Source organism: Paludibacterium purpuratum (genome assembly GCF_004363805.1).
GTDB lineage: Bacteria > Pseudomonadota > Gammaproteobacteria > Burkholderiales > Chromobacteriaceae > Paludibacterium > Paludibacterium purpuratum.
The window spans coordinates 143336-157720 of record NZ_SNZP01000005.1 but is presented as its reverse complement, the minus strand read 5'-3'; the positions used below and the strand labels follow the sequence as shown (position 1 = coordinate 157720).

At 58.7% G+C, this 14385-nt stretch carries 11 protein-coding genes and 2 tRNA genes; all 13 read left to right on the top strand.

Features of this window, described 5'->3' with window-relative positions; translation table 11 throughout:
* A partial coding sequence (gene tuf / locus DFP86_RS07665) for an elongation factor Tu (RefSeq protein WP_166642190.1) occupies nt 1-1173 on the top strand: 1173 nt, incomplete at its 5' end.
* 14 nt (nt 1174-1187) lie between these two features.
* A tRNA-Trp gene (locus DFP86_RS07660) sits at nt 1188-1263 on the top strand.
* 66 nt (nt 1264-1329) lie between these two features.
* Nucleotides 1330-1683 (top strand): preprotein translocase subunit SecE, encoded by a 354-nt coding sequence (gene secE, locus DFP86_RS07655; RefSeq protein ID WP_133679804.1) that lies wholly within the window; start codon nt 1330-1332, stop codon nt 1681-1683.
* A 7-nt stretch (nt 1684-1690) separates the two neighbouring features.
* A complete protein-coding gene (gene nusG, locus DFP86_RS07650; protein ID WP_133679802.1) occupies nt 1691-2224 on the top strand; it encodes a transcription termination/antitermination protein NusG in 534 nt (177 codons plus the stop codon).
* 100 nt (nt 2225-2324) lie between these two features.
* Nucleotides 2325-2756 (top strand): 50S ribosomal protein L11, encoded by a 432-nt coding sequence (gene rplK, locus DFP86_RS07645; RefSeq protein ID WP_133679800.1) that lies wholly within the window; start codon nt 2325-2327, stop codon nt 2754-2756.
* Nucleotides 2757-3452 carry a 50S ribosomal protein L1 gene (gene rplA / locus DFP86_RS07640; RefSeq protein WP_133679798.1) on the top strand — a complete coding sequence of 232 codons (696 nt, stop codon included), beginning with the start codon at nt 2757-2759 and terminating at the stop codon, nt 3450-3452.
* Between the two features lie 156 nt (nt 3453-3608).
* Nucleotides 3609-3683 (top strand) — tRNA-Thr (locus DFP86_RS07635).
* Nucleotides 3684-3772: 89 nt separating this feature from the next.
* On the top strand, nt 3773-4270 hold the full coding sequence (rplJ, locus tag DFP86_RS07630; protein ID WP_133679796.1) for a 50S ribosomal protein L10: 498 nt from the start codon (nt 3773-3775) through the stop codon (nt 4268-4270).
* Nucleotides 4271-4306: 36 nt separating this feature from the next.
* A complete protein-coding gene (gene rplL, locus DFP86_RS07625) occupies nt 4307-4678 on the top strand; it encodes a 50S ribosomal protein L7/L12 (protein ID WP_133679794.1) in 372 nt (123 codons plus the stop codon).
* 154 nt (nt 4679-4832) lie between these two features.
* Nucleotides 4833-9008 (top strand): DNA-directed RNA polymerase subunit beta, encoded by a 4176-nt coding sequence (gene rpoB / locus DFP86_RS07620; RefSeq protein ID WP_133679792.1) that lies wholly within the window; start codon nt 4833-4835, stop codon nt 9006-9008.
* Between the two features lie 51 nt (nt 9009-9059).
* On the top strand, nt 9060-13253 hold the full coding sequence (gene rpoC, locus DFP86_RS07615) for a DNA-directed RNA polymerase subunit beta' (protein WP_133679790.1): 4194 nt from the start codon (nt 9060-9062) through the stop codon (nt 13251-13253).
* 164 nt (nt 13254-13417) lie between these two features.
* Complete coding sequence (gene rpsL / locus DFP86_RS07610; RefSeq protein WP_133679788.1) at nt 13418-13789, top strand: 30S ribosomal protein S12; 372 nt, start codon at nt 13418-13420, stop codon at nt 13787-13789.
* Between the two features lie 107 nt (nt 13790-13896).
* Nucleotides 13897-14367: a 30S ribosomal protein S7 gene (gene rpsG / locus DFP86_RS07605; protein ID WP_133679786.1), complete on the top strand. Its 471-nt coding sequence runs from the start codon at nt 13897-13899 to the stop codon at nt 14365-14367.
* The last annotated feature ends 18 nt before the right edge of the window (nt 14368-14385 follow it).

Sequence of the window (14385 nt, the reverse complement as noted above, 5' to 3'; positions counted from 1 at the left end):
GAGCGGACCAAACCGCACGTAAACGTCGGCACCATCGGTCACGTTGACCATGGCAAGACCACCCTGACCGCTGCGATCACCACCATTCTGTCGAAGAAGTTCGGCGGTGAAGCTAAGGGCTACGATCAAATCGACAGCGCGCCGGAAGAAAAGGCACGTGGTATTACCATCAACACCGCTCACGTAGAATACGAGACCGAAACCCGCCACTACGCACACGTAGATTGCCCGGGCCACGCCGACTACGTGAAGAACATGATTACCGGTGCTGCCCAGATGGACGGCGCGATCCTGGTTTGCTCGGCCGCTGACGGTCCGATGCCGCAAACCCGCGAACACATCCTGCTGGCTCGCCAGGTGGGTGTACCGTACATCATCGTTTACCTGAACAAGTGCGACATGGTAGACGACGAAGAGCTGCTGGAACTGGTTGAAATGGAAGTGCGCGATCTGCTGTCTTCCTACGACTTCCCGGGCGACGATCTGCCGATCGTCAAGGGCTCGGCTCTGAAGGCGCTGGAAGGCGACCAGTCCGAAATCGGCGAACCGTCGATCTTCCGTCTGGCCGAAGCGCTGGACAGCTACATCCCGACGCCGGAACGTGCCATCGACAAGCCGTTCCTGCTGCCGATCGAAGACGTGTTCTCGATCTCGGGTCGCGGTACCGTTGTGACCGGTCGTGTAGAGCGCGGCGTGGTCAAGGTCGGTGAAGAAATCGAAATCGTCGGTATCAAGCCGACTGCCAAGACCACCTGCACCGGCGTGGAAATGTTCCGCAAGCTGCTGGATCAAGGTCAAGCAGGCGACAACGTCGGCGTGCTGCTGCGCGGCACCAAGCGTGAAGAAGTGGAACGTGGTCAAGTCCTGGCTAAGCCGGGTAGCATCACCCCGCATACCGACTTCACCGCCGAAGTTTACGTGCTGTCGAAGGAAGAAGGTGGTCGTCACACCCCGTTCTTCGCCAACTACCGCCCGCAGTTCTACTTCCGTACCACGGACGTGACCGGTGCCGTAACGCTGGCTGAAGGCGTGGAAATGGTTATGCCTGGCGACAACGTCAGCATCACCGTCGCGCTGATCGCTCCGATCGCCATGGAAGAAGGTCTGCGCTTCGCGATTCGCGAAGGCGGCCGCACCGTCGGCGCCGGCGTTGTAGCCAAGATTGTTAAGTAAGTTGTTAAGGTTTTAGGCCAGTAGCTCAATTGGTAGAGTATCGGTCTCCAAAACCGAGGGTTGGGGGTTCGAGACCCTCCTGGCCTGCCAAGTAAGACTAACCGGCGCTATTGCGCCGGTTGGTCTTTTGTCACATACGCGCTGAGAACATTCCGTATGGAAATGCAAGACAAAATCAAGTTGTCCCTGGCTGGTCTGCTGGTTGCCGCAGGCGTGGTGGGTTTCTATGTGATCCCGGATACGCAGAGCTTTTTGCGTGTTTTGGCCATGTTTGTGGCGTTGGCGTTGGCTGCCGGTGTCGTCTGGGTGACGACGCCGGGGCGCGAATTCGTTGCTTATGCGCGCGAGTCCGTGGTCGAAGGTCGCAAGGTGGTATGGCCGACGCGTAAGGAAGCCATGCAGATGACGGGGATCGTCTTTCTGTTCGTTGCCGTCCTGGCATTGTTCATGTGGTTGGTCGACTCGGGTCTGACCTGGTTGGTCTACGACGTGATTCTCGGTCGAGGTTGATAGATAAATGGCAAAACGCTGGTATGTCGTGCACGCTTATTCCGGGTTTGAGAAGAGCGTGCAAAAAGCGCTGCGCGAGCGCATCGATCGCTCCGAGGTAGCTGATCAGTTTGGACAGATCCTGGTTCCGGTCGAGGAAGTGGTCGATATCAAGAACGGCCGCCGCTCGATTACCGAACGCAAGTTCTTCCCCGGTTATGTGCTGATCGAAATGGAGATGACCGACGAGACCTGGCACCTGGTGAAGAGTACGCCCAAGGTGACCGGTTTCATTGGCGGCACTGCCAACAAGCCGGCACCGATTTCCAAGAAGGAAGTCGACTCGATCATGCAGCAGATCCAGGAAGGGGTGGAGAAGCCTCGTCCGAAGGTGCTGTTCGAGGTGGGCGAGCGTGTGCGCGTAACCGATGGTCCGTTCAACGACTTCAATGGCACGGTGGACGAAGTGAACTACGAGCGCAACAAGCTGCGCGTGTCGGTTCAGATCTTCGGTCGTGACACGCCGGTCGAGCTGGAATTCAGCCAAGTAGAAAAAGTCTGATCATTACTTGGCAAGGTAAGGGGTATGTGTGTATAATCTACCCCTTTCGTCTGGGAAGCAGGCTTGCGCCTGCGCTATACCCGCTTTAGGAGTGTAAATCGTGGCAAAGAAAATTGTCGGCTATGTAAAGCTGCAAGTGCCCGCTGGTAAAGCCAATCCGTCGCCGCCTATCGGCCCGGCTCTGGGTCAGCGCGGCCTGAACATCATGGAATTCTGCAAGGCGTTCAACGCTCAGACCCAAGGCATCGAGCCGGGTCTGCCGATTCCGGTTGTGATCACCGCCTACGCGGACAAGTCCTTCACCTTCATCATGAAGACCCCGCCGGCCACCATTCTGCTGAAGAAGGCCGCCGGTATCCAGAAGGGTAGCCCGCGCGCTAACACCCAGAAGGTTGGCAAGGTAACCCGCGCTCAACTGGAAGAAATCGCTAAGGCCAAGCAGCCGGATCTGACCGCTGCCGACATGGACGCCGCCGTGCGTACCATCGCCGGTTCCGCTCGCTCCATGGGTCTCGAAGTGGAGGGCGTGTAAATGGCTAAAGTCTCCAAGCGTATGCAAGCACTGGTTGCCAAGGTTGACCGTAACAAGCTGTACCCGGTCGACGAAGCGCTGGCGCTGGTCAAGGAAGCCGCTACTGCCAAGTTCGACGAGTCGATCGATGTGGCCGTTAATCTCGGCGTCGATCCGCGTAAGTCCGACCAAGTTGTCCGTGGCGCCGTCGTGCTGCCGCGCGGCACTGGCAAGAGCGTGCGCGTTGCCGTGTTCGCCCAAGGCGCAGCCGCTGACGCAGCTCGCGAAGCCGGTGCGGACGTTGTCGGTTTCGACGATCTGGCCGATCAAGTCAAGGCCGGTCAACTGAACTTCGACGTTGTGATCGCTGCGCCGGACGCTATGCGCGTTGTCGGTCAGCTGGGTCAAATCCTCGGCCCGCGTGGCCTGATGCCGAACCCGAAGGTTGGTACCGTAACCCCGAACGTCGCCGAAGCTGTGAAGAACGCCAAGGCCGGTCAGGTTCAATACCGTACCGATAAGGCAGGTATCGTTCACGCCACCATCGGCCGCGCTTCTTTCGAAGCCGCCGCGCTGCGTGAAAACCTGTCCGCATTGATCGATGCCCTGCAGAAGGCCAAGCCGGCCGCTGCCAAGGGTCAGTATCTGAAGAAGGCCGCCGTTTCCAGCACCATGGGCGTTGGCGTTCGTATCGATACCAGTAGCTTCAGCGCTTAAGCGTTGGAGCTAGGCAGGTGCTCAACCTGCCATGGCTTTGGGCTGGCGGGCTTGTCCCGCCAGATTGTCAAAGACCGTAGGTGCCGCAAGGCTTAATCGCTGGCGACAGCATCCTACGCAGATGGTGTACCCGAATAGAAGGCTTCAGCGTTTCGAGCCCATGTAGCTCAGGGGTAGAGCACTCCCTTGGTAAGGGAGAGGTCGGCAGTTCAATTCTGCCCATGGGCACCACCGAATCGTTTGCATGATGTCTCCTGAAAGGTCGCCGCTGCAAAGCGGAGTGCGATGTTCGCACTTCATTTCAGACTAGGAGGTAGACCTTGAGTCTCAATCTTGAAGATAAGAAGGCGGTCGTTACTGAAGTATCTGCCAAGCTGGCCGATGCTCAGACCATCGTAATCGCCGAATATCGGGGGATCGAGGTTAGCAGCATGACCCAACTCCGTGCCAAGGCACGTGAGAACGGCGTGTATCTGCGCGTTCTGAAGAACACGCTGGTGCGTCGCGCCGTCCAAGGTACCGCATTCGAAGGCTTGGCCGACCAAATGGTTGGTCCGCTGGTCTACGGTATCTCGGTTGATCCGGTCGCTGCAGCCAAAGTGCTCCACCAATTCGCGAAGGCCGACGATAAGATCATCGTCAAGGCCGGTTCCTACGAAGGCAAGGTTCTGAATGCTGCTCAGGTTGCTGAGCTGGCATCGATCCCGAGCCGCGAAGAACTGCTGTCCAAGCTTCTGTACGTTATGCAGGCTCCTGTGTCCGGCTTTGCCCGCGCACTGGCCGCATTGGCGGAAAAGAAGCAGGCCGAAGCCGCTTAACTTTTTTGATATATACAGATTTCTGGAGATTTTCACATGGCAATCACCAAAGAAGACATCCTTGACGCCGTTGCCGGCCTGACCGTTATGGAACTGAACGACCTGGTCAAGGCGTTCGAAGAGAAGTTCGGCGTTTCCGCCGCTGCCGTTGCCGTTGCCGGCCCGGCTGCTGGTGGCGCTGCTGCCGCTGAAGAGAAGACCGAGTTCGACGTGATCCTGTCCGCCGTAGGCGACAACAAGGTCAACGTGATCAAGGTTGTACGCGCGATCACCGGCCTGGGCCTGAAGGAAGCCAAGGATCTGGTCGACGGCGCTCCGAAGGCCGTGAAGGAAGGCGTTGCCAAGGCTGAAGCCGATGACATCGCTAAGCAACTGACCGAAGCCGGTGCCAAGGCTGAAATCAAGTAATCTTCTTTGAAAAAAGAAGGAAGGCTGGCGGAGAAATCCGCCAGCCTTGTTGCGCTTGTAATTGGAACAATCAAGAAAATAAACGCCAGCAATTAATAAGCGTGTGGTTGCTGACATTTGGTTTCTTGCGCCACCCCACCTCGATGGAGACTCTATGAGTTATTCGTTTACTGAGAAGAAACGTATTCGTAAGAGCTTTGCGAAACGTGCCAGTGTTCTCGATGTCCCATTCCTGTTGGCGACCCAGATCGATTCGTATAGCGAATTTCTGCAGCTGGGTGCACCGGTTGAGCAGCGCAAGGATGTTGGTCTGCAGGCTGCCTTTAAGTCGATCTTTCCGATCATCAGTCACAACGGTTACGCCCGTCTGGACTTTGCACACTACATTCTTGGCGAGCCGCCGTTCGACATGCAGGAATGCCAACTGCGCGGCATTACCTACGCCGCACCGTTGCGCGCCCGTATCCGCCTGACGATCTTCGATAAGGAGTCGTCCAAGCCGGTGGTGAAGGAAGTACGCGAAAACGAAGTGTACATGGGTGAAATTCCGCTCATGACCACCAACGGTTCGTTCATCATCAACGGTACCGAGCGTGTGATCGTCAGCCAGTTGCATCGTAGCCCTGGTGTCTTCTTCGAACACGACCGCGGTAAAACCCACTCTTCGGGCAAGCTGCTGTTCTCTGCGCGCGTCATTCCCTACCGTGGCTCGTGGCTGGACTTCGAATTCGATCCGAAGGATCTGCTGTACTTCCGTATCGACCGTCGTCGCAAGATGCCGGTGACCATCCTGTTGAAGGCGCTGGGTTACACCGAAGAGCAGATTCTGGCCGAGTTCTACAGCTTCGATACGTTCTACCTGACCAAGAGCGGTGTGTTCATGAAGGTCGTGGCGGATCGCCTGAAGGGCGAAGTCGCTAAATTCGACCTGGTTGGGGCCGACGGCAAGCTGATCGTGGCCAAGGACAAGCGCATCACCGCCAAGCACATCCGCGACATCCAGACCGCAGAGCTTGATCGCGTCGAAGTGCCGGCCGATGCGCTGTTGGGCCGCGTGCTGGCGCGCGCCGTGGTCAACACCGATACCGGTGAAGTGATCGCTCGCGCCAACGAGGAAATCAGCGAAGAAGTGCTGGCCAAGCTGGCGCTGACCGAGGCGTCGGAAATCGACGTGCTGTTCACCAATGACCTGGATCAGGGCGCTTATATTTCCCAGACCCTGCGTGTTGACGACATCCTGGATCGGATGCAGGCACGCGTTGCGATCTATCGTATGATGCGCCCGGGCGAACCGCCGACCGAAGACGCTGTCGAGCAACTGTTCCAGCGTCTGTTCTTCAGCGAAGAAACCTACGATCTGTCGCGCGTGGGCCGTATGAAGTTCAATACCCGGACTTATCAATACAAGTTCGATGACAAGACCCCCGAGTGGTTCAAGGTACTGATCGGCGAGAAGTTCTCCGGACGTCGCGATGTCATGGATGGCACGCTGACGACCGAGGACATCGTTTCGGTCATCGCCATCCTGACCGAGTTGCGCAACGGTCGCGGCGAAGTGGACGACATCGATCACCTGGGCAACCGTCGCGTGCGTTCGGTGGGCGAACTGGCCGAGAACCAATTCCGCGCCGGCCTGGTGCGCGTCGAGCGCGCCGTCAAGGAGCGTCTGAACCAAGCCGAATCCGACAACCTGATGCCGCATGACCTGATCAATGCCAAGCCGGTCAGCGCCGCCATCAAGGAATTCTTCGGTTCGAGCCAGTTGTCGCAGTTCATGGACCAGACCAACCCTCTGTCCGAAATTACCCACAAGCGCCGCGTTTCGGCGTTGGGCCCGGGCGGTCTGACCCGCGAACGCGCCGGCTTCGAAGTGCGCGACGTGCATCCGACCCACTACGGTCGCGTTTGCCCGATCGAAACGCCGGAAGGCCCGAACATCGGCCTGATCAACTCGCTGTCGGTTTATGCCCGAACCAACGAATTCGGTTTCCTGGAAACCCCGTACCGCAAGGTCGTGGATGGTAAGGTCACCAGCGAGATCGACTACCTGTCGGCCATCGAAGAAGGCCGCTACGTCATTGCTCAAGCCAACGCCGAGCTCGACGAAGACGGTCGCCTGATCGACGATCTGGTTACCTGCCGCGAAAAGGGCGAAACCATCCTGTCGACCCCGGACCGCGTGCAGTACATGGACGTGGCTACCGGCCAGGTGGTGTCCGTCGCCGCTTCCTTGATTCCGTTCCTGGAGCATGACGACGCCAACCGTGCCTTGATGGGCGCCAACATGCAACGTCAGGCTGTGCCGTGTCTGCGTCCGGAAAAACCGTACGTCGGTACCGGCATCGAGCGCGACGTCGCCATCGACTCCGGCACCACCGTGGTCGCCCGTCGTGGCGGCGTGGTCGACCTGGTCGACGCCAACCGTGTGGTGATTCGCGTCAACGACGACGAAGCCACTGCTGGCGAAGTCGGTGTGGATATCTACAACCTGACCAAGTTCACCCGCTCGAACCAGAACACCAACATCAACCAGCGTCCGGTCGTGCATGTCGGCGACAAGCTCGCCAAGGGCGACGTGGTGGCCGACGGTGCTTCGACCGACTTGGGCGAATTGGCGCTGGGTCAGAACATGACCATCGCCTTCATGCCGTGGAACGGTTACAACTTCGAGGACTCGATTCTGATCTCCGAGAAGGTGGTGGCCGAAGACCGCTACACCTCGATCCATATCGAGGAACTGTCGGTGGTTGCCCGCGATACCAAGCTTGGGCCGGAAGAAATCACCCGCGACATCCCGAACCTGTCCGAACGCATGGCAGGCCGCCTGGACGAGTCCGGCATCGTCTACATCGGTGCCGAAGTCGAAGCCGGCGACGTGCTGGTCGGTAAGGTGACGCCGAAGGGCGAAACCCAGCTGACGCCGGAAGAAAAGCTGCTGCGCGCGATCTTCGGCGAGAAGGCCTCCGATGTGAAGGACACCAGTCTGCGCGTACCGACCGGCATGACCGGCACGGTGATCGACGTACAGGTGTTCACCCGCGAAGGCATCGAGCGCGACAAGCGCGCTCAGTCGATCATCGACGCCGAACTGAAGCGTTATCGCCTGGACCTGAACGACCAGCTGCGTATTTTCGAGAACGACGCCTTCAGCCGTATCGAGCGCCTGATTGTCGGCAAGCCGGCCAACGGCGGTCCGAAGCGTCTGGCCAAGGGCACTGTGATCGACGCCGAGTACCTGGAAAGCCTGGGTGCCAAGCACGACTGGTTCGACATCCGCATGAGCGATGAAGATATCGCCAAGCAACTCGAACTGATCAAGGACAGCCTGGCGCAGAAGCGCGAAGAGTTCGACCTCAAGTTCGAAGACAAGAAGCGCAAGCTGACCCAGGGCGACGAACTGCCCCCGGGCGTGCAGAAGATGGTCAAGGTCTATCTGGCTGTCAAGCGCCGCCTGCAAGCGGGCGACAAGATGGCCGGTCGTCACGGTAACAAGGGTGTGGTTTCGCGCATCCTGCCGGTGGAAGACATGCCGTTCATGGGCGACGGCCGTGCCGTTGACATCGTGCTGAACCCGCTGGGTGTACCGTCGCGGATGAACATCGGCCAGATTCTCGAGGTTCACTTGGGCTGGGCCGCTAAGGGTATCGGCGAGCAGATCGACGGTATGCTCAAGAGCCAACGTGCCGTGGCCGAGATCCGCCAGTATCTGACCCGCGTGTACAACGAAACCGGCAAGCCGGAAGAGATCGACAGCATGACGGACGACGAAATCCTGATGCTGGCCGACCATCTGAAGAAGGGTATGCCGTTTGCAACGCCGGTGTTCGACGGTGCCAAGGAGGCGGAAATCCGCCACATGCTGAACCTGGCCTACCTGGACGAAGATCCGCGTACCGCGCAATTGGGCTTCAACGAGTCCAAGACGCAGCTGACGCTGCACGACGGCCGCACCGGCGAGGCATTCGACCGCAAGGTGACCGTCGGCGTGATGCATTACCTGAAGCTGCACCACTTGGTCGACGACAAGATGCACGCGCGTTCCACCGGTCCGTACAGCCTGGTTACCCAACAGCCGTTGGGTGGTAAGGCGCAGTTCGGCGGTCAGCGTTTCGGTGAGATGGAAGTCTGGGCACTGGAAGCCTATGGCGCCGCCTACACGCTGCAAGAAATGCTGACGGTGAAGTCCGACGATGTGACCGGTCGGACCAAGGTGTACGAAAACATCGTCAAGGGCGAGCACAAGATCGATGCCGGCATGCCGGAATCCTTCAACGTGTTGGTGAAGGAAATCCGCTCGCTTGGCCTCGACATGGACCTGGAACGTTATTGATAGGCGTGTTGGCGCGGCTGTCGCCGCGCCGACTCCCTGACTGGAGACGCAATGAAAGCTCTGCTCGACCTCTTTAAGCAAGTAACGCAAGAAGAAGAGTTTGATGCGATTAAGATCGGCATCGCTTCACCGGACAAGATCCGTTCCTGGTCTTACGGTGAAGTTAAGAAGCCTGAAACCATCAACTACCGTACCTTCAAGCCTGAACGCGACGGCCTGTTCTGCGCTCGCATTTTCGGGCCGGTGAAGGACTACGAATGCTTGTGCGGCAAGTACAAGCGCCTGAAACACCGCGGCGTGATCTGCGAAAAGTGCGGCGTGGAAGTCACGCTGTCCAAGGTTCGTCGCGAACGCATGGGCCACATCGAACTGGCGAGCCCGACCGCGCACATCTGGTTCCTGAAGAGTCTGCCGTCCCGCTTGGGCATGGTGCTCGACATGACCCTGCGCGATATCGAACGCGTGCTGTACTTCGAAGGCTTTGTGGTGACCGATCCCGGCATGACCCCGTTGACTCGCGGTCAGCTGTTGTCCGAAGAGGACTTCCTGGATAAGGAAGACCAGTACGGCGAAGAGTTCAGGGCCATGATGGGTGCCGAGGCCGTGCGCGAACTGTTGCGCAGCCTGGATCTCGATCGCGAGATCGAAACCTTGCGCCGCGAACTGGAAAGCACCGGTTCCGACACCAAGATCAAGAAGATCGCCAAGCGCCTGAAGGTGCTGGAAGCCTTCCTGCGCTCCGGCATGAAACCAGAGTGGATGATCTTGGAAGTGCTGCCGGTTCTACCGCCGGAACTGCGTCCGTTGGTACCGCTCGATGGCGGCCGTTTCGCCACCTCGGATCTGAACGACCTGTATCGCCGCGTCATCAACCGTAACAACCGACTGAAACGTCTGTTGGAACTGCGTGCGCCTGACATCATCGTGCGTAACGAAAAGCGCATGCTGCAGGAATCGGTCGACTCGCTGCTCGACAACGGTCGCCGCGGCAAGGCCATGACCGGCGCCAACAAACGCCCGCTCAAGTCGCTGGCCGACATGATCAAGGGTAAGGGCGGTCGCTTCCGTCAAAACCTGCTGGGTAAGCGCGTCGACTACTCCGGTCGTTCGGTGATTACCGTGGGCCCGACCCTGCGTCTGCATCAGTGCGGCCTGCCGAAGAAGATGGCGCTGGAACTGTTCAAGCCGTTCATCTTCCACAAGCTGGAAGTGATGGGCTTGGCGTCCACCATCAAGGCGGCCAAGAAGCTGGTCGAACAGGAAGTGCCGGAAGTTTGGGACATCCTGGAAGACGTGATCCGCGAACATCCGGTCCTGCTCAACCGTGCCCCGACTCTGCACCGTCTGGGTATCCAGGCGTTCGAGCCGGTACTGATCGAAGGTAAGGCGATCCAGCTGCATCCGCTGGTTTGCGCGGCATTCAACGCCGACTTCGACGGTGACCAAATGGCCGTTCACGTGCCGCTGTCGCTCGAAGCGCAGATGGAAGCCCGCACCCTGATGCTGGCGACCAACAACGTGCTGTCGCCGGCGAACGGCGAGCCGATCATCGTTCCGTCGCAGGATATTGTCTTGGGTCTGTACTACATGACCCGCGACAAGGTGAACGGCAAGGGCGAAGGCATGGTATTTGCCGACACCCAGGAAGTGCACCGCGCCTACGAAACCCGCCAAGTGGAATTGGCCACCCGCATCACTGTCCGCCTGAAGGAATGGGAGAAGGACGAGCAGGGCGAATTCCAGCCGGTGATCAAGCGCTACGAGACCACCGTCGGTCGCGCGCTGTTGTCCGATATCCTGCCGAAGGGCCTGGGCTTCGAACACATCAACAAGGCGTTGAAGAAGAAGGAAATCTCCAAGCTGATCAACGCGTCGTTCCGTCGCTGCGGTATTCGCGACACGGTGATCTTCGCCGATCAACTGATGTACACCGGTTTCGCCTTCTCGACCCGTGGCGGCATTTCGATCTGTGTCGACGACATGCTGGTGCCGACCAAGAAGCCGGAACTGCTGGCCGAGGCGCACAAGGAAGTCAAGGAAATCGAAGAGCAGTATCGCCAAGGTCTGGTGACCCAGGGCGAGCGCTACAACAAGGTGGTCGATATCTGGGGCCGCACTGGCGACAAGGTCGCCAAGGCGATGATGGACGAGCTGTCCAAGCAGAAGGTTCTCGACCGCGACGGCAAGGAAGTCGATCAGGAATCGTTCAACTCCATCTATATGATGGCCGACTCCGGCGCCCGGGGTTCTGTGGCTCAGATCAAGCAGCTGGCCGGTATGCGGGGCCTGATGGCCAAGCCGGACGGCTCGATTATCGAGACGCCGATTACCTCGAACTTCCGCGAAGGTCTGACGGTATTGCAGTACTTCATCTCGACCCACGGTGCACGTAAGGGTCTGGCGGATACCGCGTTGAAGACTGCAAACTCTGGTTACCTGACCCGTCGTCTGGTCGACGTGACCCAGGATCTGGTGGTGATCGAGGACGATTGCGGTACGACCAACGGCTTCACGATGAAGGCCGTGCTGCAGGGCGGCGACGTGATCGAAGCGTTGCGCGACCGGATTCTCGGCCGCGTGGCCGCGGTCGACATCGTCGATCCGTCGAGTGGCGAAACCGTCATCGAAGCGGGCTCCCTGCTGGACGAGCACCTGGTCGACATGATCGACAATCTGGGCATCGATGAAGTCAAGGTTCGCACCCCGATCACTTGCGACACCCGTTACGGTCTGTGCGCCAAGTGCTATGGCCGCGATCTGGGCCGTGGTAAGGAAGTCAACGCCGGCGAAGCCGTCGGTGTGATTGCCGCCCAGTCCATCGGCGAACCGGGTACCCAGCTGACCATGCGTACCTTCCACATCGGTGGTGCCGCCTCGCGTAACGCCGCGGCAAGCCAAGTGGAAGCCAAGTCGAACGGTACCGTGCGCTTCTCCAGTCAGATGCGTTACGTCACCAACACCAAGGGCGAGCTGATCGTGATCACCCGCTCGGGCGAAGTGGTGATCCACGACGATATCGGTCGCGAGCGCGAACGTCACAAAGTACCGTACGGTGCCACGCTGCTGGTGACCGATGGTCTGGTGCTGAAGGCTGGCCACGTATTGGCGACCTGGGATCCGCACACCCGCCCGATCATCACCGAGTATGCTGGTCGCGTGAAGTTCGAGAACGTGGAAGAGGGTACGACCGTCGCCAAGCAGGTGGACGAAGTGACCGGTCTGTCGACCTTGGTGGTCATCGACCCGAAACGTCGCGCCGGCTCGCAATCCAAGCTGCTGCGTCCGTTGGTGAAGCTGCTCGACGAATCTGGCCACGAAGTGAAGCTGGCCGGTTCCGATGCTTCGGTGTCCATCACCTTCCAAGTCGGTGCCATCATCACCGTTAAGGACGGTCAGGAAGTGGGTAAGGGCGAGGTTCTAGCGCGTATTCCGCAAGAAACCACCAAGACCCGCGATATTACCGGTGGTCTGCCGCGTGTGGCCGAGCTGTTCGAAGCTCGCTCGCCGAAGGATGCCGGCATGCTGGCCGAAGTGACCGGTACCGTCTCGTTCGGTAAGGACACCAAGGGCAAGCAGCGTCTGATCATCACCGACCTCGAAGGCAATACCTTCGAAAACCTGATTCCGAAGGACAAGCACGTGCTGGTCCACGACGGTCAGGTGGTCAATCGCGGCGAATTGATCGTCGACGGCGCAGTGGACCCGCACGACATCCTGCGTCTGCAGGGTATCGAGGCGCTGGCCCGCTACATCGTTCAGGAAGTGCAGGAAGTGTATCGCTTGCAAGGTGTGAAGATTAACGACAAGCACATCGAGGTGATCATTCGCCAGATGCTGCGTCGCGTGATCATCACCGATGCCGGCGGCACCGACTTCATCCAGGGCGAACAGGTCGAGCGCGCCGACGTGCTGGAGACCAACGATCGCATGGCGGCGGAAACCAAGGAAGCGGCACAGTACGAAAACGTGTTGCTGGGTATTACCAAGGCCTCGCTGTCCACCGACTCGTTCATCTCGGCGGCTTCCTTCCAGGAAACCACGCGCGTGCTGACCGAAGCGGCGATCATGGGCAAGAAGGACGATCTGCGCGGCTTGAAGGAAAACGTGATCGTTGGCCGACTGATCCCGGCCGGTACCGGTCTGGCTTACCATCGCAATCGTCGTCGCGACCCGGATTCGCAAAGTATGTTTGTCGAGGCGATGTCGCTGGAAACGCCGCAAACCAGCCTGGAAAGCAACGAATAAAAGCCGTTTTTGTGGCTTTATGAAAACAACGCTGCCCCTTCAACGCTAAACCGTTGAATGGCAGCGTGTTTTCCATTGACGGTGGCTTATTGACTAAAATATAATCCACCCTCTTTCATGGCGGCGTGTTGCCGTTGTGTGGACTCAACTAGGAACTGAGAGTAATGCCAACCATCAACCAACTGGTCCGCAAGGGCCGTCTCGCCCTCACGGCGAAGAGCAAGGTGCCTGCACTGGAGGCCTGCCCGCAGAAGCGCGGCGTGTGCACCCGCGTGTACACCACCACCCCGAAGAAGCCTAACTCGGCACTGCGTAAAGTGTGCAAGGTACGTCTGACCAACGGTTTCGAAGTCATTTCGTATATCGGCGGTGAAGGCCACAACCTGCAAGAGCACTCCGTGGTTCTGATTCGCGGCGGTCGTGTAAAGGACTTGCCGGGTGTGCGTTATCACACCGTCCGTGGCTCGCTGGATACCGCTGGCGTCAAGGATCGTAAGCAGTCCCGCTCCAAGTACGGTGCCAAGCGTCCTAAGTAAGACGTTCGGTGCAACTGAAACGGCGGCCTTGTGTCGTCGAGTAAGTGGCCGCTCCAACATGGGCGCCATGAGCATAGAGCTCAACTGAATAGATTGAAGGAATCGAAATGCCAAGACGCAGAGAAGTCCCCAAGCGCGAGATCCTGCCGGATCCGAAGTTCGGCAGCCAGGATCTGTCCAAATTCATGAACGTCGTCATGATCGACGGCAAGAAGTCTGTTGCAGAACGCATCATCTACGGTGCGCTGGATCAGATCGAAAAGAAGACCGGCAAGAATCCGATCGAAGTGTTCAACACCGCGATCTCGAACGCCAAGCCGGTCGTAGAAGTAAAGAGCCGCCGCGTTGGTGGTGCTAACTATCAAGTTCCTGTTGAAGTACGTCCGTCCCGTCGCATGGCGCTGGCTATGCGCTGGCTGCGAGACGCCGCTCGTAAGCGCGGCGAGAAGTCCATGGATCTGCGCCTTGCCGGCGAGCTGATCGACGCGGCCGAAGGCCGTGGCGGCGCAATGAAGAAGCGTGAAGAAGTTCACCGTATGGCAGAAGCCAACAAGGCCTTCTCGCATTTCCGCTTCTAATTCAACTAACCGATAAGG

Excerpts from the sequence above, each read along its gene's own strand:
- rpsG (WP_133679786.1), top strand. The coding sequence starts at position 13,897 with ATGCCAAGACGCAGAGAAGTCCCCAAGCGCGAGATCCTGCCGGATCCG.
- rpsL (WP_133679788.1), top strand. The coding sequence starts at position 13,418 with ATGCCAACCATCAACCAACTGGTCCGCAAGGGCCGTCTCGCCCTCACG.
- rpoC (WP_133679790.1), top strand. The coding sequence starts at position 9,060 with ATGAAAGCTCTGCTCGACCTCTTTAAGCAAGTAACGCAAGAAGAAGAG.
- rpoB (WP_133679792.1), top strand. The coding sequence starts at position 4,833 with ATGAGTTATTCGTTTACTGAGAAGAAACGTATTCGTAAGAGCTTTGCG.
- nusG (WP_133679802.1), top strand. The coding sequence starts at position 1,691 with ATGGCAAAACGCTGGTATGTCGTGCACGCTTATTCCGGGTTTGAGAAG.
- rplL (WP_133679794.1), top strand. The coding sequence starts at position 4,307 with ATGGCAATCACCAAAGAAGACATCCTTGACGCCGTTGCCGGCCTGACC.
- secE (WP_133679804.1), top strand. The coding sequence starts at position 1,330 with ATGGAAATGCAAGACAAAATCAAGTTGTCCCTGGCTGGTCTGCTGGTT.
- rplA (WP_133679798.1), top strand. The coding sequence starts at position 2,757 with ATGGCTAAAGTCTCCAAGCGTATGCAAGCACTGGTTGCCAAGGTTGAC.